Origin of the sequence: Pelomonas sp. KK5 (assembly GCF_001984095.1) — a bacterium.
In the GTDB taxonomy this organism is placed as follows: Bacteria; Pseudomonadota; Gammaproteobacteria; order Burkholderiales; family Burkholderiaceae_C; genus KK5.
This window is the reverse complement of sequence record NZ_LYVQ01000055.1, coordinates 1-21,045: the sequence shown is the minus strand read 5'-3', so window position 1 is coordinate 21,045 and position 21,045 is coordinate 1. Positions and strand designations below refer to the sequence as shown.

The window sequence follows — 21,045 nt, the reverse complement described above, 5'->3', positions numbered from 1 at the left end:
CCTTTTGAAAAACACCCCTTCGTTTGAATCAATTTTCAAATGAATCCATAAAATCAAGCCAACCCGGGCCGTAGCATGACATCCCTGCAGGACCTCGACATTTTTGTACGGACCGCCGACGCCGGCAGCCTTTCGGCCGCCGCACGCGCCTTGGACCTGACCCCGGCCGCCGCCAGCGCCGCCCTCAAGCGGCTGGAGACCGAACTTGGCGTGCAGCTCTTTGTGCGCTCCACCCGCAGCCTGCGCCTGACGCAGCCCGGCGAGCAATTCCTGGAGCAATGCCGCCCTGCCTTGGCCACCTTGCAGCAGGCGAGCATGGGGCTGGTCGACGGCACCTCGGCCTTTAGCGGCGTGCTGAAAATTTCAGCGCCTTCGGATTTCGGCCGCAACGTACTGCTGCCGCTGCTCCAGATCTTCCAGGCGCGGCATCCCGGCGTGGAACTGCGCTTGCTACTGGCCGATCGACAAGCGAATGTCTACAGCGAGCCGGTGGATGTGGCCTTCCGCTTCGGCAAGCCGGTGGACTCGGAGCTCGTGGCGCTGCCGCTGGATCCTCACAACCGCCGCGTCCTGTGTGCAGCGCCGTCCTACCTGGAGCGGCATGGCCGGCCCAAGCATCCTCGGGATCTGCTTGAGCACCAATGCTTGTGCTTCATGCTTGGCGATGAAGTCCATGACCGTTGGCGCTTCACTCGCACCGGTGAAGCCGAGCTTGTGGTTAAGGTCAAGGGCGCAAACGTTGCCAATGATGGCGACGTGGTGCGACGCTGGGCCGTGCTCGGCCAGGGCATCGCCTACAAGTCGCGCACGGATGTGGCCGAGGATCTCGCGCAAGGTCGTCTGGTCGTCTTGTGTGAGGACTGGACGACGGAAGCCTCGCCACTCTTCCTGGTCGTGCCCGATCGCAGACACGTGACACCGCTGGTGCGAGGCCTGCGCGAGTTCATGGTGGAGCGGCTTGTGAACGCGTCTTGAGCGAACAGACTGCTTGACCTGCGGGCAGCGGAATCTCTTGGCTAGTTGTGAAGTGTCAACAGGTTTTTTCGAGGTAGCGAGATCTGTTCGATGATGTCCCGGCTGTGCACGCCGCCACCCACCCTTTCATTCCGGACTCGCCTTTGGCGGTCGATGCGATCCGGCGACGCCTGAGCCGGGGGTGAAGTCGCATAGCTTGGTTAGCCGTGCGCACTCACGACGCCTTGCTGGAACGTTGTGTTCATGCGCCGAGCAGTTCGCCGACCGCGCTCAGTTCGTCGACGCGGTCGCACACGGACTTCACGACCAGCAGGATCGGCACGCCGAGAAAGAGCCCCCAGATACCCCACAGCCAGCCGAAAACCAACACGACGACGAAGACCGCTACCGGGCTCATGCGGCTGGTCTTGCCCATCAGCCATGGCGTCAGGAGATTGCCGATTACCATGTGGATCGCAATCGTGCTGCCGCCGACAGCCAGGGCCATCTCCAAGGTGCCGAACTGCACCAACGCTGTCACGGCCGAGCCGGCGCCGACGATCAGCGCGCCCAGATAGGGAATGAAGTTGGTCAGCCCGGCCACGACGCCCCAGACTGCCGGCTGCTCCACGCCGAGAGCAAGGAAGGTGATCCCCGTAACGACACCGACCAGCACGCTCACCGCCACCTGGACCAACAAGTAGCGCTGGATCTGTTCCGAGATCTCGTCCAGGGTTTCGATCGTGACCTTCTTCTGGCTAAATTTCGGGCCCGCGAGCTTGACCATCTTGCGGCGAAAGCTGTTGCCGGAAGCCAGCAGAAAGAGTGCGATCAGCAGCACCACCGACAACTGGCCGAGCAGCGCCACCGCTCCCATCGTGCCCGTGAGCAGGTAGGCCCGCACATCGATTCTTGACGGGTGTGCCTGCGAGGTCGGCACTGCGACCTGCAAATCCGGCCCGGCCGACCGGGCGTCCTTCCTCGCTTTCGACGCCGGCGCGGATGCGCTGTCAGACGCCGCCGGGGCAACTGTCGCGGCCTCCAGTTCTGCAGCGGCCTTCTGCACCTTGTCGATCGTCGATACCGTGCCTCGCTTGCCCTGGGCCAGTTCGCGCACCTTCTGGGTCACGCGGGGCAAGGTTTCTACCAAGGCGTTGACCTCATCGGTCAGCGACCAAGCGCCCCAGGCCATGCCGACCGAAATGGCGGTCAGCAACAGTCCGGCGGCCAAGCCGCGAGGCACGCCCCAGCCGGAGATTCTCGTGACCGCGGGTGTCAGCGCATAGCTCAGCAAGACACCGAGCAGGATGGGAATCAGTACCTCACGGGCCCATTGCATCGCGAGCAGCGTCGCCAAGAAGGTGAGCACACCGAGAGAGGCGCTGCGGATGTCAACCGGCATGTGCAGAAGAACGCGCTGCGCCTCTGCCCGTCCGGCTTCCGAGGCGCTATCGGTATGCCCGGCAGCCACGTGCGCCGATTGGACGGCCGATTCGGTCAAGGTGTCCACATCGCCACCGATTCGGGCTGCGGTGTGGAACGAGGCTTCAGGCGGCCCTCGACGTGCTCGTCGGTTGGCATACCTTCATCGTCGATCGAATGCGATTCCTTCTGGGCACCAGCGTTCTTGGCACGTTCCGAAAGTCGAACGTAGAAGGCCGCCACATCGCGCAGGTCCTGCTCGTCCAGGTCTTCGATCCCGATCATCCGATTGCTGGCCTGCTTGTTGGAGGCCAGCAGTTCGTTGAGCTTTAAGTGCAGGGCAACGCTGTCCTTGTTCTGACCCTGCTGGATCAGGAAGACCATCAGGAAGGTCACGATAGTCGTGCCCGTGTTGATGACCAGTTGCCAGTTCTCTGAATATTCGAAGGTGTGGCCTAGGGCGGCCCAGAGCAGGACGCTGGCGAGCGCGGCACTGAAGGCCAACGGCGACCCGGCCCAACGAGTGACGCGGGCGGAGAAGCGATCGAACAGCGTCAGCGCGGCGGAATGGCGCGCATAACTGGGCGTGTTCGTGCTCGGCATGGAGCCCAGCACGTCTACTTCGACCGCCGCGCGAGCCTCCTTCGGGCTCGGGCTCGCGCACATCGTCAGGCCCCAGCTGCTAGGAGCTCCGCCTTGCGGGAGGCCATCCGCGCGCCGAGTTCCTTCATGTCAAGCCTGGTCTTCTTGGCCTTCGGAAACATCTCGGTGTGCTCCTCCTTGACATGGTGCTTGACGAACTCGGACATCACCTTGACGCGGGCGTTGTACATCTCGCCGTCCGGCTCGACGCCCTTGACCTGCGTGATCAGGTCCTTGATCGATGCATGTTCGACGTTGGCCTCGGGAACCATCTCCTTGTCCTTCAGGGCGGCCTTCACCGCGGGATAGAAGATCTCTTCCTCGATCTCGGTGTGGACGGTGAGCTCCATGCAGATCTGGTCCACCAGCTTCTTCTTGCGGGAGGCCGAGCGGGACTTCTCGAACTCCTCGAACAGGCCGCTGACCTTCTTGTGATCCGCCTTGAGCAGCGCAATCGCGTCTTGGACCTTGGAGGAAGAAATAGCGGTTTTCTTGCTTGCAGTTGCCATGATGTGCCTTCTTGTGCGTGTGCCGGCCCTGTCGATGTGCAGTCCCGGCTGATGGCAGACTGTGGGGCCGACGGAGACGAGTACCCGTCGGACAAGGCGAAGATCGGTCGTAGTCCTGAGCCGCCCGCAGGCTCGTTCGCGCCGTCACGAGCGCCCGCGGTACGGACGGCCATCGGTGAGTGCTGTCGACGCCGACGAAGCTCGCCTGGAATTGTTGATCACGTGCCTGCTCGACAACGCATGCAAGTACACGCCGCCCGGCGGCACCGTGACGATCGAGGTCAAGGGTGAGCCCGATCGCAGCGTGCTCCGGATCAAGGATACGGGTGCGGGGTTTGCGGCGGACGTCGCGAAGAGCATGTTCGATGCCTTCACCCAGGGGCAGCGGACTATCGAACGATCACAGGGGGCCTTGGGCTCGGATTGGCCATCGCTCAGCGGCTGGCCCTGCTTCATGAAGGTGCCATCTCAGTCTCTAGCGACGGACCCGGGCATGGAGCGGTCTTTACCGTCACGTTCCCGGCCGCCGAGGCACCGTTGCCCGAAGTCGCTGCGTTGCGCGTAGACCCCTCGAAAAAGCTCCTGATCACGATCGTGGAGGACATCGCGGACAACAGGGAGGCCCTCATGCTGCTTCTGGAAGCGCAGGGACGACAGATCAACGAGGCTGTCGATGGGCCTTGAGGCGTGCAGATGATCCTCAGGGGTCCCAGCGACGTTGCGTTGGTCGATATCGGGCTCCCCGGGTTCGACAGGCTGGAAGTCGCACGTCGTGTCCGCCAGGATCCCGCTGGCGCCAAGGTCGTGCTGATCGCGTTGACTGGATACGGTACGCAAGCCGACAGGGCACGGGCGTCCAACGCGGGGTTCGATGCATTCTTTGTCAAACCCTTAGACCCCGACGGCTTCGAGGCGGTATGCAAGAAGGCGCTGGATGCAAAAGACCGTTGACGCATAGGGCCGCGGTTAGCGCATTCCATCGCTCGACGTCGTTGTTGACGTCGCCGGGCAACGTCACGACCCCGACCTCCACGCGAGATGAAGACTCTTATCCGTCAGCAGTCCTGCTCCGGCCTCACCGCCTACGTCGAATTGCCGAAGGTCTGACGGAGCAGCGCCAAAAATGCGGCCATCATGGGTTGGCAGACTCCTGCTACGCCGACATCGCAGCGTTCGATGTAGGTTTCCAAGTCCCGAAACGACAACCGCCTCCGGCTACGGTATGGCCCCGCACTGGGAGCAACACCATGGTCAACCTATGGCTCAAGAAGAACCCCTTGATGAGTATGTGGCGCAGTGCCGCTCATTCCGTAGCCAACACGGCACGTGGTCGCATTGCGTCTGGTGCTAGACGTCAGACCAATGCGGCAATCACGAACGCCGCCCGAGAGGCCGTCGGCTTCTGGACAAGCGCGCTACAGACGAAGCCCAAGCCCAGAACAAACCGCAAACCGAGGCGGTAGGTGGGCTTCAATAACCGGCACCGGGCCTACCAAGACAACCATGTTTCACACACAGCAAACGGAGAACACCATGTCCAAAGGTCAGCGTGGCAACAAGGAACTGAAGAAGCCCAAAAGGGCGAAGCTACCCATCGAACCCGCGGTGCCCACGACGTTGGTGCCTGGCATTGCGATCCCGAGCAAGGTCGGTGGGCCCAAGAGGTAGAGCCCGCACGCGTGGCACAGGGAGATGGCGATTGTTGGCTTCCAGGTACAGCGAGAAGCGATGACCACCGCATAGCATTCGCAGCACAGCGATTCGAGCATCGGTCGGTCGAGCATGATGATGCGCCCCCAGGTGTAGCGGATCACACCCTGATCCTGGAGCCTCGCGGCCTGCGCGGCCTGCGCGGTCACGCCGGAGCGCCGCATGCCGAGCATGTTGCCGATCAACTCTTGGGTCATGCGCGGCTCCGGCCCCGGCAGCCGGTCCAGGCTCAGCAGCAGCCAGCGGCAGAGTCGCTGCCGCACGCTGTGGTGGCGGTTGCAGACGGCGGTCTGCGCCATCTTGGTGATCAGCGCCTGCGTGTAGCGCAGCAGCAGGTGCTGCACCGAGCCGTTGCGCGAGAACTCCTCCGTCAGATCAGCAGCGGGGAGCCTGAAGGCCCGCCCGGCGCTCTGCACGACGGCGTGACTAGACGTAGTCTGCCCGCCCATGAAGAGCGCGATGCCGACGAGGCCGTCGTTGCCGACAACGGCGATCTCGGCCGATGCGCCGTCTTCCATCACATACAGCACCGAGACAATCGCCGTGCTCGGGAAGGCCACATGGCTCATCTCGGTGCCGGGTTCGTAGAGCACCTGGCCCAGCGACAGTTCCACTTGGGTCTGTGCGCCGGCCCAGCGCGTCAGGACGTCGGCGGGCAGCGCGCCGAGCAGGCGATTTCCTGTTGTCTTGCCAAGCAATGCGGTCTCCTTGCCGGGCCTCGAAAGGTGCCGCTCGCGGCAGCGATGCTACGGCGACAGCCCGTCGCCATATGTACGCTGCCGCATACAAGGCAGGTCGTGTGACGGCAGGATGATGTCGAGTCTGCTATGAGCGCTGCCGTACAGACCGCGCCGATGCCAGCTTCGTACGCTGGTGATCTGATGGCATCGATGCTCAAACCTTCGAACCCGGATAAGTCGCTCGGCGAGGCTGTGCGTGCGCCCCTGTTCAGTCGGGAGCGCCGGCTGGCCTGGGACGCCGCCGTGCAGGCCGAGCTCGCCTTCTCGGGGACTACGCAATTCCTTCCGGTGCTGGATCCCGTGGGCCGCATCATCGACTTCGTCTGCACGACGGCCACGGCGTCCGTCACGCAATTCCTGGCCGCCGTGAGGAAGAGCTTGCGGGGCGATGCCTGTTCGAGCTGATCGCTGGCTCCCATCGGGGCGACGAGTTTCTCGATGTGCTGTTTTCCGTGTCGATCACCGGGCGCTCCTGCCTGTACCGAAGCGCCGCGATCGTCGACGGGCACAAGCGCAGCGCCATGCACGAGATCACCCGGCAGCCCGATCGATCACTCCACATGAGGCTGATCGATCCGATCGTCGCCGAGCAGCTCTGAGCGCGCCGCGCTCAGTGAGGCCGGGTCCACCGCGCGCTGTTGCTCCATTCGCGGGACCAGGCCGGCAGCAGCTCGGCCGGCATCGGGCGCGCGATGCCATAGCCCTGACAGACGCTGCAACCCTTGGCCAGCAGCACGGCCCCGTGCTCCGGCGTCTCCACGCCTTCGGCGATCACATCGCAACCGAAGGCCTGGGCCAGGTGGATGACGCCTTCGACCAATGCTTGATCGCTGGGATCTTCCAGCATGCCGCTGACAAAGGTCTGGTCGACCTTGAGCACGTCCAGGGGCAACTGCCGCAGCAGGGCGAGCGAGGAATAGCCGGTGCCGAAGTCATCCAGCGACAGCTTCACGCCCAGCGCTCGACATTTGGCCAGGGTGCCGGCCGCCTGCGTGGCATCCGACAGTGCGGCGCTCTCCAGGATCTCCAGTTCCAGCAGGGCGGCGTCAATGTCGGGATGGCACTGAAGCAGCGCGGCCAGCCGCTCCGCGAAATCCGGCTGGAGCAGGTGGTAGGGGCTGATGTTCGCGCTGGCGCCGAGACGCAGGCCGGCGGCCCGCCAGGTCCCGATCTGCGTCAGCACATGGTCGATCACCCATTCGCCGAGCACGACTTCCAGGCTGGTGTTCTGGAGGATGCCGAGGAACGCCCCGGGCAGCAGCAGGCCGTGCTCGGGATGCTGCCATCGAACCAGCGCCTCCGCGCCCATGACTCGGCCGGTGCTGAGGTCGACCTTGGGCTGGTAGTGCAGCAGCAGCTCGCCTCCCTGCATGGCCTGCTCCAGGCGCTGGCGCTGCCGATTCACCGCCTTGACGCCCTGGTCGCGCGCCAGGTCGAAGCGATGGAAGCCGTTCTTGCCGGCCTCCTTGGCCAGGTACATCGCTTGGTCGGCATGGCGGAGCAGGGTCTCGGCGTCGGCATCGTCGGCGGGGTAGATGGTCAGGCCCAGGCTGCCGGACACCGAATGGTTCTGGCCGTTGATGGCGACCGGCAGCCGGGTCGCGGCCAGCACGCGCTCCATCGCGGCTTCGCAATGGGAGTCCTGCTCCACATCGATCAGCAGCGCGAACTCGTCGCCACCGAGGCGGGCGACCGTGTCTTCCGCGCGGAGGGCGGCGCTCAGGTTGCGCGCGATCGTCATCAGCAACTGATCCCCGGCGGCATGGCCATGGCGGTCGTTGACGTCCTTGAAACCGTCGAGATCCAGGTAGCAGATGGCCAGCGGGTTGCCGCTGCGCCGCGAGCGTGCCAGCGCGAGCTGCAGGCGGTCGGAGAACAGCCGGCGGTTGGGCAGTCCAGTCAGAGTGTCGTAGTTGGCAATGCGCAGCAGCTCGGCCTCATGGAACTTGAGCTTGCTGATGTCAGAGAACACGGCCACGTAGTTGGACACGCGTCCGGCCGCGTCCGCCACGGCGGCGATCGACATGGCCTGCGGATACAGCGCGCCGCCCTTGCGCCGATTGACGATCTCGCCACGCCAGCAGCGATGCTCGTCCAGCGATTGCCGCATGGCCTCGAAGACGCCGTCGGCGGTGAGGCCCGAGGCCAGCAGGGACGGCTTTCGCCCGATCGCCTCTTCCCTGGCGTAGCCGGTGATGCGCGTGAAGGCGGGGTTGACGTCGACGATCAGTTCGTCCCGGTCGCAGACCATGATGCCGTCATAGCTGTGGGCGAACACCGCAGCCGCCAGTAGCAGCTCGGTATGAGCGTTGCGCAAGGCCTCATTCTGCAGCTCGAGCTCGAGCTGATGCACCTGGAGTTCGTGGACCAGGCCCTGGAGCCGGGCTTCGCGCGCGGGCGCATCGTCCGCGTCGGGCGGGCGCGCCTTCGTCGACGTCTTGCGATCTTTCATGGCGGCCCGACTTTGGTTTGAAGGACTCTCGCACGATTGGCGCGTCCCGGCTATGAGGACGGAACCTAACGCCCATGTCGGACGGAGTCTCTATCTGCTTCCTGCATTCAGCCGCGGGCCCGCCCTGCACATCCAGGACCGATACTGGCGCATGCCCGCGCCTGCCGACTTCACTCCTTCACCCGCCAGGCCGCGTGCCACGAGGATCGTCGGGCTCGGCGCCTCGGCCGGCGGCCTGGCGGCGCTGGAGCAGTTCCTCGGCGGAGTGCCGGAGAAGAGCGGCCTGGCCTATGTGGTCGTGCAGCACATGGACCCGACACAGAAGGCCCTGCTGGCCGAACTGCTGCAGCGTACGACGGCGATGCCGGTCACCGAGGTCTCGCAGTCGATGCGCATCGAGGCCGACGTAGTCTACGTGATCCCGCCGAACACCGAGTTGACGGTGGCGCACGGCCATCTGAATCTTGCCGCGCCGTCGCAGCGCCGCGGCATGCGCCTGCCCATCGACGTGCTCTACAGCTCGCTCGCTCGCGACCAGCGGGAGCTGGCCGTCGGCGTGGTGCTGTCGGGCATGGGGTCCGACGGCACGCAGGGCCTGCGCGCCATCCAGGCCCAGGGCGGCCTGACGCTGGTGCAGGAGCCGACGTCCGCGCAGTTCGATGCGATGCCGCGCAGCGCCATCGACGCCGGCGCCGCCGACATCGTGACGCGGCCGGCGGAGATGGCCTCGCGCATCATCGCGTCGACAGGTGAAGGCAATGCGTGGGTCCATGGCCCGCTGGGGCTGCCGGAGATCCTGGACCTGCTGCGCGAGCGCAGCAGGCACGACCTGTCCCCGTACAAGACCAGTACGCTGACGCGCCGGGTGGAGCGGCGCATGTCCGTCCATGCCCTGGCCTCGATGCACCAGTACGCGCTGTTCCTGAAGGAGAACCCGCAGGAACTCGACCTGCTGTTCAAGGAGATGCTGATCGGGGTGACCTCGTTCTTTCGCGACCCCTCCGTCTGGGACGAGATGAAGGAGCGTGTGATGCCCGCGCTGCTGGCGGGCGCCCGGGCAGGCGCGCCGCTGCGCGCCTGGGTGGCGGGCTGCTCTACCGGGGAAGAAGCCTATTCGCTGGCCATGCTGTTCCGGGAAGGCGCCGATGCGCTGGGCCTGCCGCCCGGCGTGACGATGCAGATATTCGCCAGCGACCTGAGCGCCGACGCGCTCGCAGTGGCGCGCCGGGGCGTCTATTCGCGCAAGGTGGAAACCGACCTCGGCGCCGAGCGGCTGGCGCGCTTCTTCACCGTGCAGCAGGACGGCGTCGCCGTCGCCAAGGAGATCCGCGAGATGGTGCTGTTCGCGCAGCATGACGTGATCCTCGACCCGCCCTTCACGAAGCTGGACATCCTCTGCTGCCGCAACCTGATGATCTACTTCAACGCCACGCTGCAGCGCCGTCTGATCCCGCTGTTCCATTACAGCCTGCGCCCCGGCGGCACCTTGCTGCTGGGCAGCTCGGAGACTGTGGGCCGGGCGCTGGACCTGTTCACGCCGCTGGCCGCCAAGTCCCGCCTGTTCACCCGCGGCGACAATGCCGTGCGGATCCGTTCGGTGGATTTCCCGGTCAAGCGCCGTTTCCCGTCGCGCCCCGCTGCGCAGGAGTCTTTCTTGTCGTCATCGACCCAAGCACCCGCCAATCTGCAACAGCTCGCCGATCAGGTGCTGTTGCGGGAGTTCTCGCCCGCGGCCGTTCTGGTCAACGAGGAGGGCGACATCCTCTACATCAGCGGCCGCACCGGCAGCTATCTGGAGCCCGCCGCCGGCAAGGCCAACTGGAACATCCATGTGATGGCGCGGCCCGGCATCCGCGTCCAGGTGGGCGCCGCCCTGCGGCGGGCGATGCATGCCGACGGTGCGATCGAACTGCGCGGGTTGAAGCTGGACGACGAGTCGGCGTTGACCCTGGACGTGACAGTGCGCCGCATCCAGGAGCCCCGGTCGCTGGCGGGCATGGCGATGATCGTGTTCAAGGAGGTGGCCACGGCCGCCCGGCGGCGCGCGCCCGGCGGCACGGCGCACCCGCTACTGCTTGAAGACCTCGACCGCGCGAACGAGGAGATCCGCGCGCTGCGCCAGGAGATGCGGGCCTCGGCCGAGGACCTGCAGGCCTCCAACGAGGAACTGCAGTCCACCAACGAGGAACTGCAGTCGGCCAACGAGGAGCTGACCACCTCGAAGGAAGAAGCCCAGTCGATGAACGAGGAACTGCAGACGATCAATGCCGAGCTGCATTCCAAGCTGGAGGACCTGGCGCTGGCCCACAGCGACATGCAGAACCTGCTCAACAGCACGGACATCGCCACGCTGTTCCTGGACAGCACGCTCAACGTGCGGCGCTTCACCGAGCAGATCAAGCGCATCGTGCACCTGCGCGAGAGCGATGTCGGCCGGCCGCTGACCGAATTGGCCAGCACGCTGATCTACCCGGAACTGCATGCCGACGCCCGGGAGACGCTGCGCACGCTGGCCGCTTCGGAGAAGCAAATCGCCACCACCGACGGCCACTGGTTCTCGGTGCGCATCATGCCTTACCGGACGCTGGCCAATGTGATCCAGGGCGTCGTGATCACCTTCGTGGACATCACCGCGGCAAAAGAGTTGGAGGCGCGGCTGAGAAGCGCCTAGAGTCGGCGATATTCAGCACTGCTTGATTGCCGAGGATACCCATGGCCAGCACGATGTCTTCTCCCGCCGACCCGATCGACCTGAGATCCCGTGCCACCGAACGCCTGCAGGGAACGGGGCCCGACAACCACCATCCGAGCCCGGCCGAGTCCTTGCGGATTCTTTTTGAGCTCGCGTCCTCGCCGGCCAGCGCGCCCGCAGCGCTGGCCCTGCTGCATGAGTTGCAGGTCCATCAGGTCGAGCTGGAGATGCAGAGCGAGGAGTTTCGGGATTCGCTTGCCGAACTGGAGGCAGTACTGGCGCGCCATCTGCAGCTGCACGATTGCGCGCCGGCAGCCAGTCTGGTCGTCGACGCGGGCGGCATGCTCCGCGAGGTGAACGGCACCGGCTGCCGCATGCTCGGGGCCGGGCGGGAGGCGTTGCTGGACATGCCGCTGGAAGGCTTTCTCGAGCCGTCCGGAGCCGATGCCTTGACGATCCTATGCCACCTGTTGAGCGACGGCGCCGCCCGCGCTTGTTGCCAGTTGGCCCTGCGCACGGCGGACGGCCAGGCCCTCCCGGTCCAGGCCAGCGGCACGCGGCATCCATCGGGCGATGGCTACCTGCTGTCCCTGATCGAGTCTGGCCAGTTGGTCATCCGATGAATGCTTCCCGGTGGCAGCAGCCGCTGGTACTCCTGCTTCAGCGCGCCTCAACCGCAGCCTGCGCGCGCCTCGTCGCCTCTTCTCTCCCGGCGGCCAGCCCTTGTACAGCACGTACTCGGACGCGGGAATCGTCGGCGAGCGAGTCGACAGCGCGGATCGCGCCCACGTTATCGCATCGGGCACAGTGCCAGATGAGCCGCCTGATGGTCTATTGAATTCAAAGGCGCTGATGGGCTAGGCCATCCCGGGTGGTGGATCACAGCTTCACTGTGATCGCCTCAAGCAGTCGGGCAATGCGCAGTCATCAGGCAAGCGCGGCGAGCGTCGCCGCAGCGGCATGCGAAAGCTTGTCCCGCTGCACCGCATCAAGCCTTTTCAGTCGCCTCAGTGACGACTTCGAGCTCTGTGACCAGAAAAGTCTTGGCCCGGATGAATCCGTGCGGATCGACCCAGGAACAAACAATCTTCGCGTCTTCGCCGGCAGTGCCCGGCACGTAGAACTCGGCCGTCAGGGGTGGCCCCCCGTGTTTCCGTCGGACGATGCTCCCCAATTGGATCATGGCACTCTCCCTGCGGCTGCCTCTGACGCAGGGAAATATACGAACTCGTCATGGCGAGGGACTCAAGCCCCCAAGGGCGAGATGGGCATCGATATCAACTGATGCGACGGCGTCCTTGGGCGTTTGGGCATTTCTCCGTCCATGACCAAGAGCGCAAGGACAGCAGGTCCCTTTGCCGTAGATGTTGGGGGTCGCACGCGGCGATAACGGCGTCGCGTCGCGTCGAGGCAGAGGGAGTGGTGAGTCCTTGCCGGCCACTTCTGTGCGCTGCCGCACGGACGCCGCCGCGTGGCGCCTCGAAGATGGGGCATAGTCGCGGCTGTGACCGGAGCATGACGCGTGTTCAGGACATCTGACGGCCGTCGCTGGCAAGGAGTGATGCGTGGATGTACCGATGATGTCTCGACGAATCGTGCTTCGTGAGGCTCTTCCCGCCAGCGTGGCCATGCTTGGACGCAGGCGAGCCTGCGACATACCGGTCGGCTACATCGATGACTACGTCGCCCTTGATTGGCTCGAATGGCATGGTGGCAGCCTTCGGCTGACGACGGTTGGCGAGAACATCCTGAGCGTACTGTCACGCGCCGTTCGTTAGGCGCTGCGAGGCGGTCCTTCACATTGGAGAATGGCTCTGCAGCAAGTTTCGTGGACCGGCATTCGAGGGCAGCCTGGGACCGTCGAATGTCGTATTGCGCATCCGAGAATGGTGAAGTGATTCCCCGTTCTGAGGCCCGAGCGCAGCGTCGATGGCGCAGATCCGAAGCGCCGAGCGCGCGTGCAATTCAATGCGAGGCGATGCCGCGCTGGGAGACCAGCTTCGACAAGTTCCATACGTGAACCCAGGCGTGAGCTCACGGGGGCACCGCCTGTCGCGGGCGCCCGTTCAATGCCCGGAGCGCAGGACGTGGAGACCTGCAGCCGGCCACGCAGGCATGTTCGGTAGCGCACGGACCGGGCGAGGCCAGGGCCGCAAACTGGTAGCACGCTTCACTCTCCATGCGATCCGCCCATGTCCAATGCAACCGCGGCTCACCGTCACCGTGCCAAGCTTCATATTCTGAGAGACCGAGTTCAACGAGCGCTCCGCGATGAAAAGCGCGGAATCCCTGGCGCGGCCATTCGAGTGGCGGCGCACCGTGCCAAGCGGCGTGCCTATCGGGCAGCGCACGGAAGCACTTAGCTCCCGCCAGTTCGCGCGAGGCGGAGTTCAGACAGCGCGAGGCGCGAGACAGTTCGGCGTCCACGCGGCTGCACGGCGTGTCGAGCCGGGGCCTGACGCCAGAGGACTGCGCTTCGAGCCGCCGAGGTTCCCAGCGGTACCGCAGCCACCTGGACTTTCGTCGGTGATGCGATCCGGGGCCGACCCGTCGCGACCGTTGCCAATGTCGCAGCAAAAAGGGCCATCCAGATGCATGCCTTCCTCCGGGACAACCGAGCTCAGCTCATTCAGCGCTGCAAGGACAAGGTTGCATTGCGTCCGTCGCGTGGAGCGACCCGGGAACAGCTTGTGCACGGCGTGCCGATGTTCCTCGACCAGTTGACGCGCACGCTGCAAGCCGAAGACCGGGGTGACGCTGTCAGCGGGCTGCGGATCTCGGGTCCGTCCCAGGGTGGTGCCGCCGCGGTCTCGGAGATGAGCGTCTCGGCGACGGTCCATGGTGGTGAGTTGCTCGGCCTCGGCTACACCGTCGATCAGGTCGTGCATGACTACGGCGACTTGTGCCAGGCCATCGCCGACCTGGCTGTCGAGCGTGAGACCCCGTTCTCGGTCGATGAGTTCCGGACGCTGAATCGCTGCCTGGACAACGCGATAGCTGACGCCGTCACGGCCTTCGCGGCACAGCGCGACCGCGACGTGGCACGTCGACAGGCGGAGCAGGAGAATGAACGGTTAGGCTTCCTCGCACACGAGATGCGCAACCATCTCCACGTCGCAACGCTCGCATTCGCGGCCCTGGAATCAGGGAGACTGCCAGTGCGCGGCTCGACCGGAACGGTGCTCAAACGCAGCCTGGATTCCCTGGAGGCACTGATCAAAAGCGCGTTGATGACCATCCGTGACGCAGCACTCGGTTCCTTGCGCCCGCGCATCTTCTCCCTCGAGGGTTTCCTGGCCGACGCCGGTCGTGTCGGGGAGCTCTACGCGGCGGATACGGGCTGCACACTCCAGGTTGCAGCGGTCGACCCGCAGTTCGCGATCGAGGGCAATCGAGACCTGCTATGTGCTGCACTTGGAAATCTCTTGCAGAACGCCTTCAAGTTCACCAAGCCGGGCACCGAGGTCATCCTGCATGCGCATGTGTCCGATGGTTGGATACTCATCCGCGTCGAGGACCGATGCGGCGGGCTGCCCAATGGCGGTGCCACGATGATGTTCGTGCCGTTCAGGCAGGGTTTCGATGACAAGCGTGGGCTTGGACTGGGGCTGTCGATCGCCAAGCGTGGTATCGAGGCGGACGGCGGCCGGTTGACTGTGGATGACATGCCGGGTAAGGGCTGCGTCTTCACCATGGCGCTACCTGTGCGCAGGTTGCCCTAGCGCCCGGACTACGCCGGCGCGTGCAGCTGGCCGCTGGGCGTCGGTGCGCCAGCGCACGGACTCGCAGGCGCTGGAGGGCGCAGGATCTGGACGCTGCCCGGGCCGATGGTCTGGCGTGCCGGGGCCTTCGAGAGGATCGCTATATGACTCCACCTGCCTCGCCTGCGGCCGTGCGGCCACCACCTTTGCCGGACAATGAGCCGGCGGAAGATGACTTCACCTCGGAAGGCTCACCGCCCCCTGGACAAGTGGGGCGGGGTGAGCCAGACGTGCCGAAGTCCGGCGAGCGGTCCCAGCCTTACGCCATGAACCATGGAGTCCCCGCCCATGATCACTATCCCGCCGGCCTCGGCCAGATGCGCGCAGCCCTGCAGTGAGCCACCCCCGCTTCCGACGGCGGCCAGCGTGCTGCTTGAATGGCAGAACCTTGTGTCCGCGATACAGGTCCAACTGCAGGCGATGGCGGATCTCTGGGCCTGCGGTCCAAGGGGTGCGGATGCAGTCTCGATGGACCTGCTCGCTCAGCTGACGCAGAGCATGTCAGCGGTGACCCAGCTGGCGCCCTTGCTGAACTCGGAGTTTGGACGCCTGTGCGGGATTGAGCGCGTCGCCGTGGAGGCGCAGGCAGCACTGGTGCTGGCTCGCACGGCTCTCGCGTCCACCCAAGTCGGCGAGCGTCATGCCCGTCACCAGGCCTTGCACGACGCGCTGACAGAACTCCCAAACCGTCGCTTCTTCGTCGAGCACCTGGAGAGGGCGACAGCGTTGCTCGAGGTCGATGATCGGCCGCAGTTGGCTCTCATCTACATGGATCTGGACGCCTTCAAACCCGTCAACGACGTGCACGGGCATGAAGTCGGTGATGAGCTGCTGAAGGTCCTTGCCAAAAGACTCCGCTGTCGGGTTCGAAGCGAAGACATGGTGAGCCGTCTGGGCGGTGACGAATTCGCCTGCCTGCGCCAGGGCCACGTCAGCCGGGAGGAACTGGTCCAGTTGGCGCAGAAGCTAGGCGACACGATTGCCGAGCCAGTGCAGATCGGGGCTCTCTGCCTGCGCATGCGGGCCAGCATCGGGATTGCTGTCCATCCGGCCGATGGCGACACGGCCCAGGCCTTGATGCGAAATGCCGATCTCGCCATGTACGCCGCCAAGCGCCGGAAATCGGGCTACGCCTTCTGCGCGCCGTCGCGCGTTGACCCGGCTCAGGCAGGCGCCGTGACTGGCAGCAGCCGCTGGTATTCGCGTTTGGACGCCGCGTAGCAGACGCAGGACCTCGCCTCCAGGCCGCCGCGGTCCAGCACCGCGATGCGCCCGCGTGCGTAGCGGATCAGGCCGTCAGCCTGAAACCTCAGGGCGCTCTCCGTCACGCCCTCGCGTCGCACGCCCAGCAGATGCGCGATCAGCTCATGAGTCATCTCCAGCTCGCGGCTTCCCAGCCGATCCAGACTCATCAGCAGCCAACTGGCCAGGCGTGGCGCCAGCGCATGGAAACGCTGGCAGCCGGCGGCCGTGGCGAACTCGGTGAGGCACACCGAGATGTAGCGGTTGAGGCAGCGCCGCAGCGCAGTGCCATGCACGAGTTCGCGCCGCATGGCCGCAGCGTCCATGCGCCAGGCCATGCCATCGCCAAGCACCAGCGCTTGCATGGGCGCGGGCCTCACACCCAGGGCCAGTTGAATACCGACCATGCCTTCGCGCCCCACCATGCCGACCTGCATCGCGGGATGTCCATCCAGTTGCGTGAGCAGCGAGATGGCGCCCTCGATGGGAAAGTAGGCATGACCGACTCTGTGACCCCGTACGTACAGTGGCTGCGAACGTCGCAACTCCACTTGCTGGCAGGCCGCCAGCAGGCGTTGCCGGTCCGCGCGCGGCAGCAGTTCGAGCAGATCGTTCGTGTTGAGGGGCACAAGGGGCTCCGGGCGGTCGACGTGGCGGCAGTCTGCGCCGCTTGCGCCCGGGTCACTGTGTCCCAGCGCACACATAGGGTCGCAGAGCTCAGCTTGGCTTGGGTTGGCGCAGCAGGCGCGCGTACTCGTCGCGCACCACGGCATAGCATTCGCAGGTGCGGGCTTCCAGGCCGAGGCGGTCCAGCACCGTGATATGGCCGCGGGCATAGCGGATCAGCCCGCTTGCCTGCAGCTTCAGGGCGCTCTCTGTCACCCCCTCACGCCGCACGCCCAGCATATTGGCGATCAGTTCCTGGGTCATCACCAGCTCGCTGCCCTGCAGCCGGTCCAGGCTCAGCAGCAGCCAGCGGCAAAGCTGCTGGTCCAGCGTGTGGTGGCGGTTGCAGACGGCCGTCTGGGCCATCTGCGTGATCAGGGCTTGGGTGTAGCGCAGCAGCAGGTGCATCACCGGGCCGGCGCGATTGAATTCGTCCTTCACTGCCTGGGCCCGCAGCCGAAAGCCCCGCCCGGCGCTTTGCACCACGGCCCGGCTGGGCGTGGTTTCGCCACCCATGAACAGGGAGATGCCGACCAGGCCCTCGTTGCCCACCACGGCGATCTCGGCCGAGGCGCCGTTCTCCAGCACATACAGCAGCGAAACGATCGCCGTGCTCGGGAAGTAGACATGGCTTTGCGGCCGGCCCGATTCGTAGAGCACCTGGCCCAAGCGAAGTTCGACGGCCTCCATCAGGGGCAGCCAGCGTGAGCGCTCTTCGGTCGACAACTCGGCCAGCAGGCGGTTGCTGAGGGGATCCTCCGTCGCGTTCAAGCCGGGCTCCCGAATCTTCGATGTCTCGACTATAGGCGCCGGTGGCATCTTGCTATGTTCGGTATCGCACAGATCAACGCGCCGGCCGCTCGCGGGCCGTGGCCGTGCTTGAGCCATGCGGCGCGCAATTCATCCGCGTTCATGCCAACGCGCATGACGCGCCAGCGCCGCCGAATGCGAAGCGGCGGATGAACAAGTGGCGGAAGAATACGGCGAGGTGAACGTCTGCCAGCGCACAGACCGCAGCGCCGCGCCGTCATACCGTCGGCTGCATCAGGGACCGCGGGTCGGGGATGCTCCCGGACCGCTGCCCTGCAATCAGAAAATCGAGGAACTTCATGACCACGAGTCGAACCGCACCTGCCGCAGCGGCCGCAATGCTGGCATTGACGAGTACCGCCTGGCTGGCCGGCTGTGCCGCGACGCCGATACCGACGACCGAGCTGGCGGTGGCCGAGGCCGCAGTGAGGAACGCCAGCACCAGCACGACCGGCAGCAACGCACCCGCCGAGCTGCAGTTGGCCGTGTCCAAGCTGGCCAGCGCCCGCCACGCCGAGGCAAGCAAGGACTACGAGCGCGCCAGGTGGTTGGCTGAGGAGGCGCAGATCGATGCACAGGCCGCGGACATGCACGCCCAATCGGTGCAATCGAGCAAGGCCGCCAAGGACTCGCAAGACGCCGCCCGCGTGCTGGCCGAAGAGTTCCGTCGCAACGCAAAGCAGGGCCACTGAGAACCTATCATGAAGCTTTCTAGATGCTCGATGTTCACTGCGCTGGCGCTCGCCATGGCCGCCTGCAGCACCGTTCCGGACCGCAATGCTGCGCTGGACCGGGCCCGCCATCGCTTCAACGAGACGAGGGTCGATCCGCAGGTCGCAGTGCTGGCGCCGGACGAACTCAGAAGTGCCGGCGATTCGCTGCATAGGGCGGAACGGGCGTGGGGGGAGGGGGCCACACTGGGCCTCGTCGATCATCTGGCCTACCTGACCTCTCAGCGCGTGACGATCGCGCAGGACGCAGCGTCCAGTCGAGCCGACCAGGCCATGGTTGCGGGTGCCGGTGCCGAACGCGACAGGCTTCGACTGGAGCAGCGCACCGACGAGGCCGATCAGGCGCAGCGCAAACTGGCGCTGTCGGAGCGGGACAATGCGGCCAAGACTGCCGGCCTCGCCGCTGCTGACGCGGCCGCCCAGCAGGACAAGGTGCGTCATGCGGAACGCATCCATCGCCGCGATGCCCGTGTGGCGGACCTCGAAGTGCAGCTCGAGGCGCTCAACGCGAAGAAGACAGACCGCGGCATGATCCTGACCCTGGGCGATGTGCTGTTCGACAGCGGGAAGGCCCGCCTTCTTCCCGATGGATCTCGCAACATGGCGAAATTGGCGGCGTTCTTCGGCCGCAATCCCGACAATACCGCCAGCATCGAGGGCTATACCGACAGCGTGGGCAGCAGCAGTTCCAACCGGGACCTGTCCCAGCGGCGCGCCGATGCGGTGAGGACCGCGCTGATAGGCCTCGGCGTGAACGCCAACCATCTGAGCACCAAGGCGCATGGCGAGGAGATGCCGGCGAGCACCAACGACACGGCAGCAGGGCGCCAGATGAACCGCCGCGTGGAAATCGTGTTCGCGCACGAGGGCGGTGAGATCCCGCTGAAATAGGCCTGTGCATGTATGGCCTGAGCCAGCCGGTCCGAGCGAGGGGTCGTCGTGCCGCATCCGAGCACCTTGATGCCCTGGCTTCGAGGGCGCCATGCGCCGGCAACGCGGTATCTGCCCTGAGTCATTTGTCAGCGTTGGACAGGAACCTTGTCGTTGCCGCTCTCTGCCATCCGTTCCAGGTCGAGGAGTTTTGACATGCGCATCGATTGGTCACGGTTCCTCATGGCGTGGCAGAGGCGTCGGAGGGGCGCGCTGGCGGATCCCGAGTTCGGCGAAACACGAGGAAGACATGCCCCTTCGGCACCGGAGCAAGACATGACTCCGGCGCTGCCGTCGCCAGGCCTTTGGCGCATTGCAGGACAGGAGTCGCAGGAGCGGGACATGCCCCTCCAACTCCCGTGGGACAGTACCTGGAAAAGTGCCGGACGAGCCGTCTTTGTGGAGAAGAACCTGTTTGAGGACAAGCAGGTTCCGCCCGCGGTGGGACCGGGCTCAGCCGGTGGCGTGTGATTGTCGGGCGGCCTACAGCCGGGCGCGCACGCCACTTCGCCGCAACATCGTTTTCGGCAGTATCCGCCATGCCTCTAGTTCCTTCAGGGACGGCTGAACGCAAGCGGTCTGCGCTTGCGCCGTTGGGGGCGGCTTTGCCTTCGCCGGAATCCTATGCGTGGTCAGTGCTGCGGCGTACAGACCACGCGGATCAATGGGTTCAAGCTGGCTTCGACTTCACTCGCGCAACACGACACATGACGCTGCGAGCCTTGTATTGCCTGCTGTCGAACGTACTCCTTCCCCGATCGCCAGCCGATGGCCTCGCTGCGTGTGTCCGCTCGCTCAAACGACCCAGGAGTCATCGCCGTGGCCCCTACGGCCGCGAGCGGCGCCGGCTGATGCGTCTCTACGACATCAGCTTCAATGGTCGAAACTTCCTATATGGCAACTACCGCTACGAGCAGTTGGATGACGCAATCGCCTACGCTCAAAGGGCTATCCCCAGCGACCGAGCGATGACGTCAAGAGACGCAGTCACTGTTGAGACTGTCGAGTTTCCCAGTCCGGATCAAAAGCTGATCATGCGGACTCTGTCTATCAGCTATCGACTGGGGTACTACTATTGGGGTCCCTACCGCTATGAGCGTCTTCGAGACGCCGTGGCCTATGCGAGGGCGAGTGGATCCTGATCACCGCGTCTCAAGTTCTCTTCGTTGTCGGTGCGCTTGATCGTGCGAACGCTGCAGATCGCAGCGGGATCACCTGAATCCCCATTGCAAGATCGCAGCCCCACAACGCGTGAACGGAGCTTGCAGTGACTGAAGAATTCAGCGGGAGAATTTCTTCCAAGGAAGGGGCGGAGGTGGGGACATTTCTTGTCAGAGTTCTGTCTCGCCAGCTCACCGAGGATGGGTGCGAAATCGTGTGGGACGGCATGCTGACAATAGACGGCTCAAGGCGCTTGCTCAAGCGCAGCGTCTTCGCCACCAAGGATGACGCGTATCTCCATGTGCGCATTGAACATCTCGCCAAGTTGTTGCTACATGGGAAGAGCTGAGCTGAAGCAAGCTCGCGGGCGGCGAGCATTTCAAGGCGATGAGCCCTCGACGTCAAGGAGTCGAGCAGGCCGGCGACGCGACGACTGAGCGCATCAATTTCAATCTATTGGCCACAGGGGCATAGGCCAGGTCCCGACCTGAAGCGAGGGATGGTGGTTGCTTTGAGTTCATTGGGTTCAGCAGGCCCTCTGGCAGTTGCATGGCGAGAGCATCATGGTCCTTGAATGGCGCCCAAGCCGGACTTGCAGCCAGCCTGGCAACTACGCAGCTGTC

Annotated in this window: 20 protein-coding genes and 1 pseudogene; 13 read left to right on the top strand and 8 right to left on the bottom strand. The window is 65.0% G+C overall.

Going from position 1 to position 21,045, the window contains the following annotated elements:
• The first annotated feature begins 75 nt into the window (after window positions 1-75).
• Window positions 76-975, top strand: a complete 900-nt coding sequence (locus B0W88_RS10995; protein WP_077034704.1) for a LysR family transcriptional regulator — start codon at window positions 76-78, stop codon at window positions 973-975.
• Window positions 976-1,216: 241 nt separating this feature from the next.
• Here B0W88_RS10995 and B0W88_RS10990 read toward each other — a convergent pair whose 3' ends face one another.
• The 3 genes from B0W88_RS10990 to B0W88_RS10980 form a co-directional block, all read right to left on the bottom strand.
• A complete protein-coding gene (locus B0W88_RS10990; RefSeq protein WP_233151684.1) occupies window positions 1,217-2,464 on the bottom strand; it encodes an AI-2E family transporter in 1,248 nt (415 codons plus the stop codon).
• Complete coding sequence (locus B0W88_RS10985; RefSeq protein WP_198937816.1) at window positions 2,452-2,979, bottom strand: low affinity iron permease family protein; 528 nt, start codon at window positions 2,977-2,979, stop codon at window positions 2,452-2,454. Before B0W88_RS10985 ends, B0W88_RS10990 begins: the two co-directional genes overlap by 13 nt.
• Before the next feature lie 65 nt (window positions 2,980-3,044).
• Window positions 3,045-3,527, bottom strand: a complete 483-nt coding sequence (locus B0W88_RS10980; RefSeq protein WP_077034702.1) for a hemerythrin domain-containing protein — start codon at window positions 3,525-3,527, stop codon at window positions 3,045-3,047.
• A 175-nt stretch (window positions 3,528-3,702) separates the two neighbouring features.
• On the opposite strand from B0W88_RS10980, the gene B0W88_RS10975 reads away from it, so the two are divergent.
• From B0W88_RS10975 to B0W88_RS10965, 3 genes are read left to right on the top strand one after another with little or no spacing between them, the layout of a single operon-like run.
• On the top strand, window positions 3,703-4,092 hold the full coding sequence (locus tag B0W88_RS10975; protein WP_077034701.1) for a sensor histidine kinase KdpD: 390 nt from the start codon (window positions 3,703-3,705) through the stop codon (window positions 4,090-4,092).
• Window positions 3,993-4,211 carry a hypothetical protein gene (locus B0W88_RS35315; protein ID WP_369973875.1) on the top strand — a complete coding sequence of 73 codons (219 nt, stop codon included), beginning with the start codon at window positions 3,993-3,995 and terminating at the stop codon, window positions 4,209-4,211. The genes B0W88_RS10975 and B0W88_RS35315 overlap by 100 nt, the downstream gene beginning before the upstream one ends.
• A gap of 9 nt (window positions 4,212-4,220) precedes the next feature.
• Window positions 4,221-4,478, top strand: coding sequence for a response regulator (locus B0W88_RS10965; RefSeq protein ID WP_077034699.1), 258 nt, complete (start codon window positions 4,221-4,223; stop codon window positions 4,476-4,478).
• A 779-nt stretch (window positions 4,479-5,257) separates the two neighbouring features.
• Here B0W88_RS10965 and B0W88_RS10955 read toward each other — a convergent pair.
• A pseudogene (locus B0W88_RS10955) lies at window positions 5,258-5,935 on the bottom strand (Crp/Fnr family transcriptional regulator); the annotation flags it as partial.
• A gap of 129 nt (window positions 5,936-6,064) precedes the next feature.
• Between B0W88_RS10955 and B0W88_RS10950 the strand changes: the two are divergent.
• On the top strand, window positions 6,065-6,382 hold the full coding sequence (locus B0W88_RS10950; protein WP_077034697.1) for a hypothetical protein: 318 nt from the start codon (window positions 6,065-6,067) through the stop codon (window positions 6,380-6,382).
• 35 nt (window positions 6,383-6,417) lie between these two features.
• Complete coding sequence (locus B0W88_RS33575; protein WP_158080841.1) at window positions 6,418-6,576, top strand: hypothetical protein; 159 nt, start codon at window positions 6,418-6,420, stop codon at window positions 6,574-6,576.
• Between the two features lie 11 nt (window positions 6,577-6,587).
• On the opposite strand, the gene B0W88_RS10945 is transcribed toward B0W88_RS33575, so the two are convergent.
• Window positions 6,588-8,429, bottom strand: a complete 1,842-nt coding sequence (locus B0W88_RS10945; RefSeq protein ID WP_077034696.1) for a bifunctional diguanylate cyclase/phosphodiesterase — start codon at window positions 8,427-8,429, stop codon at window positions 6,588-6,590.
• A 151-nt stretch (window positions 8,430-8,580) separates the two neighbouring features.
• Here B0W88_RS10945 and B0W88_RS10940 point away from each other — a divergent pair, with 151 nt between their 5' ends.
• Both B0W88_RS10940 and B0W88_RS10935 read left to right on the top strand, forming a co-directional pair.
• Window positions 8,581-11,100 carry a chemotaxis protein CheB gene (locus B0W88_RS10940; protein ID WP_077034695.1) on the top strand — a complete coding sequence of 840 codons (2,520 nt, stop codon included), beginning with the start codon at window positions 8,581-8,583 and terminating at the stop codon, window positions 11,098-11,100.
• A 41-nt stretch (window positions 11,101-11,141) separates the two neighbouring features.
• Window positions 11,142-11,744 carry a PAS domain-containing protein gene (locus tag B0W88_RS10935; protein WP_077034694.1) on the top strand — a complete coding sequence of 201 codons (603 nt, stop codon included), beginning with the start codon at window positions 11,142-11,144 and terminating at the stop codon, window positions 11,742-11,744.
• Window positions 11,745-12,109: 365 nt separating this feature from the next.
• Here the strand turns inward: B0W88_RS10935 and B0W88_RS10930 are convergent, their stop codons facing one another.
• Window positions 12,110-12,304 (bottom strand): DUF2158 domain-containing protein, encoded by a 195-nt coding sequence (locus B0W88_RS10930; protein WP_077034693.1) that lies wholly within the window; start codon window positions 12,302-12,304, stop codon window positions 12,110-12,112.
• A 1,408-nt stretch (window positions 12,305-13,712) separates the two neighbouring features.
• Between B0W88_RS10930 and B0W88_RS10920 the strand changes: the two genes are divergently transcribed.
• Entirely contained in the window at window positions 13,713-14,843 is a 1,131-nt protein-coding gene (locus B0W88_RS10920) for a HAMP domain-containing sensor histidine kinase (protein ID WP_077034691.1), read from the top strand.
• 507 nt (window positions 14,844-15,350) lie between these two features.
• Window positions 15,351-16,103 (top strand): GGDEF domain-containing protein, encoded by a 753-nt coding sequence (locus B0W88_RS10915; protein WP_158080840.1) that lies wholly within the window; start codon window positions 15,351-15,353, stop codon window positions 16,101-16,103.
• Here B0W88_RS10915 and B0W88_RS10910 read toward each other — a convergent pair.
• Window positions 16,046-16,753, bottom strand: a complete 708-nt coding sequence (locus tag B0W88_RS10910; RefSeq protein WP_077034689.1) for a Crp/Fnr family transcriptional regulator — start codon at window positions 16,751-16,753, stop codon at window positions 16,046-16,048. The two genes, B0W88_RS10915 and B0W88_RS10910, sit on opposite strands and share 58 nt — an antisense overlap.
• A gap of 88 nt (window positions 16,754-16,841) precedes the next feature.
• Complete coding sequence (locus B0W88_RS10905; RefSeq protein WP_233151683.1) at window positions 16,842-17,561, bottom strand: Crp/Fnr family transcriptional regulator; 720 nt, start codon at window positions 17,559-17,561, stop codon at window positions 16,842-16,844.
• A 377-nt stretch (window positions 17,562-17,938) separates the two neighbouring features.
• Here B0W88_RS10905 and B0W88_RS10900 point away from each other — a divergent pair, with 377 nt between their 5' ends.
• The 3 genes from B0W88_RS10900 to B0W88_RS10890 all read left to right on the top strand — a co-directional run bounded on the left by B0W88_RS10900 (window position 17,939) and on the right by B0W88_RS10890 (window position 20,771).
• Window positions 17,939-18,292 carry a DUF4398 domain-containing protein gene (locus B0W88_RS10900; protein ID WP_158080839.1) on the top strand — a complete coding sequence of 118 codons (354 nt, stop codon included), beginning with the start codon at window positions 17,939-17,941 and terminating at the stop codon, window positions 18,290-18,292.
• 9 nt (window positions 18,293-18,301) lie between these two features.
• The gene (locus tag B0W88_RS10895) at window positions 18,302-19,222 is read left to right on the top strand and encodes an OmpA family protein (RefSeq protein WP_077034686.1); all 921 of its coding nucleotides are present in this window, start codon (window positions 18,302-18,304) and stop codon (window positions 19,220-19,222) included.
• A 1,306-nt stretch (window positions 19,223-20,528) separates the two neighbouring features.
• Window positions 20,529-20,771, top strand: a complete 243-nt coding sequence (locus B0W88_RS10890; protein WP_144006716.1) for a hypothetical protein — start codon at window positions 20,529-20,531, stop codon at window positions 20,769-20,771.
• The last annotated feature ends 274 nt before the right edge of the window (window positions 20,772-21,045 follow it).

Coding starts and splice junctions, on each gene's coding strand:
- B0W88_RS10995 (WP_077034704.1), top strand. CDS start 76: ATGACATCCCTGCAGGACCTCGACATTTTTGTACGGACCGCCGACGCC.
- B0W88_RS10985 (WP_198937816.1), bottom strand. CDS start 2,979: ATGCCGAGCACGAACACGCCCAGTTATGCGCGCCATTCCGCCGCGCTG.
- B0W88_RS10980 (WP_077034702.1), bottom strand. CDS start 3,527: ATGGCAACTGCAAGCAAGAAAACCGCTATTTCTTCCTCCAAGGTCCAA.
- B0W88_RS10965 (WP_077034699.1), top strand. CDS start 4,221: ATGATCCTCAGGGGTCCCAGCGACGTTGCGTTGGTCGATATCGGGCTC.
- B0W88_RS10950 (WP_077034697.1), top strand. CDS start 6,065: ATGAGCGCTGCCGTACAGACCGCGCCGATGCCAGCTTCGTACGCTGGT.
- B0W88_RS10945 (WP_077034696.1), bottom strand. CDS start 8,429: ATGAAAGATCGCAAGACGTCGACGAAGGCGCGCCCGCCCGACGCGGAC.
- B0W88_RS10940 (WP_077034695.1), top strand. CDS start 8,581: ATGCCCGCGCCTGCCGACTTCACTCCTTCACCCGCCAGGCCGCGTGCC.
- B0W88_RS10935 (WP_077034694.1), top strand. CDS start 11,142: ATGGCCAGCACGATGTCTTCTCCCGCCGACCCGATCGACCTGAGATCC.
- B0W88_RS10930 (WP_077034693.1), bottom strand. CDS start 12,304: ATGATCCAATTGGGGAGCATCGTCCGACGGAAACACGGGGGGCCACCC.
- B0W88_RS10920 (WP_077034691.1), top strand. CDS start 13,713: ATGCATGCCTTCCTCCGGGACAACCGAGCTCAGCTCATTCAGCGCTGC.
- B0W88_RS10915 (WP_158080840.1), top strand. CDS start 15,351: ATGGACCTGCTCGCTCAGCTGACGCAGAGCATGTCAGCGGTGACCCAG.
- B0W88_RS10900 (WP_158080839.1), top strand. CDS start 17,939: ATGCTGGCATTGACGAGTACCGCCTGGCTGGCCGGCTGTGCCGCGACG.
- B0W88_RS10895 (WP_077034686.1), top strand. CDS start 18,302: ATGAAGCTTTCTAGATGCTCGATGTTCACTGCGCTGGCGCTCGCCATG.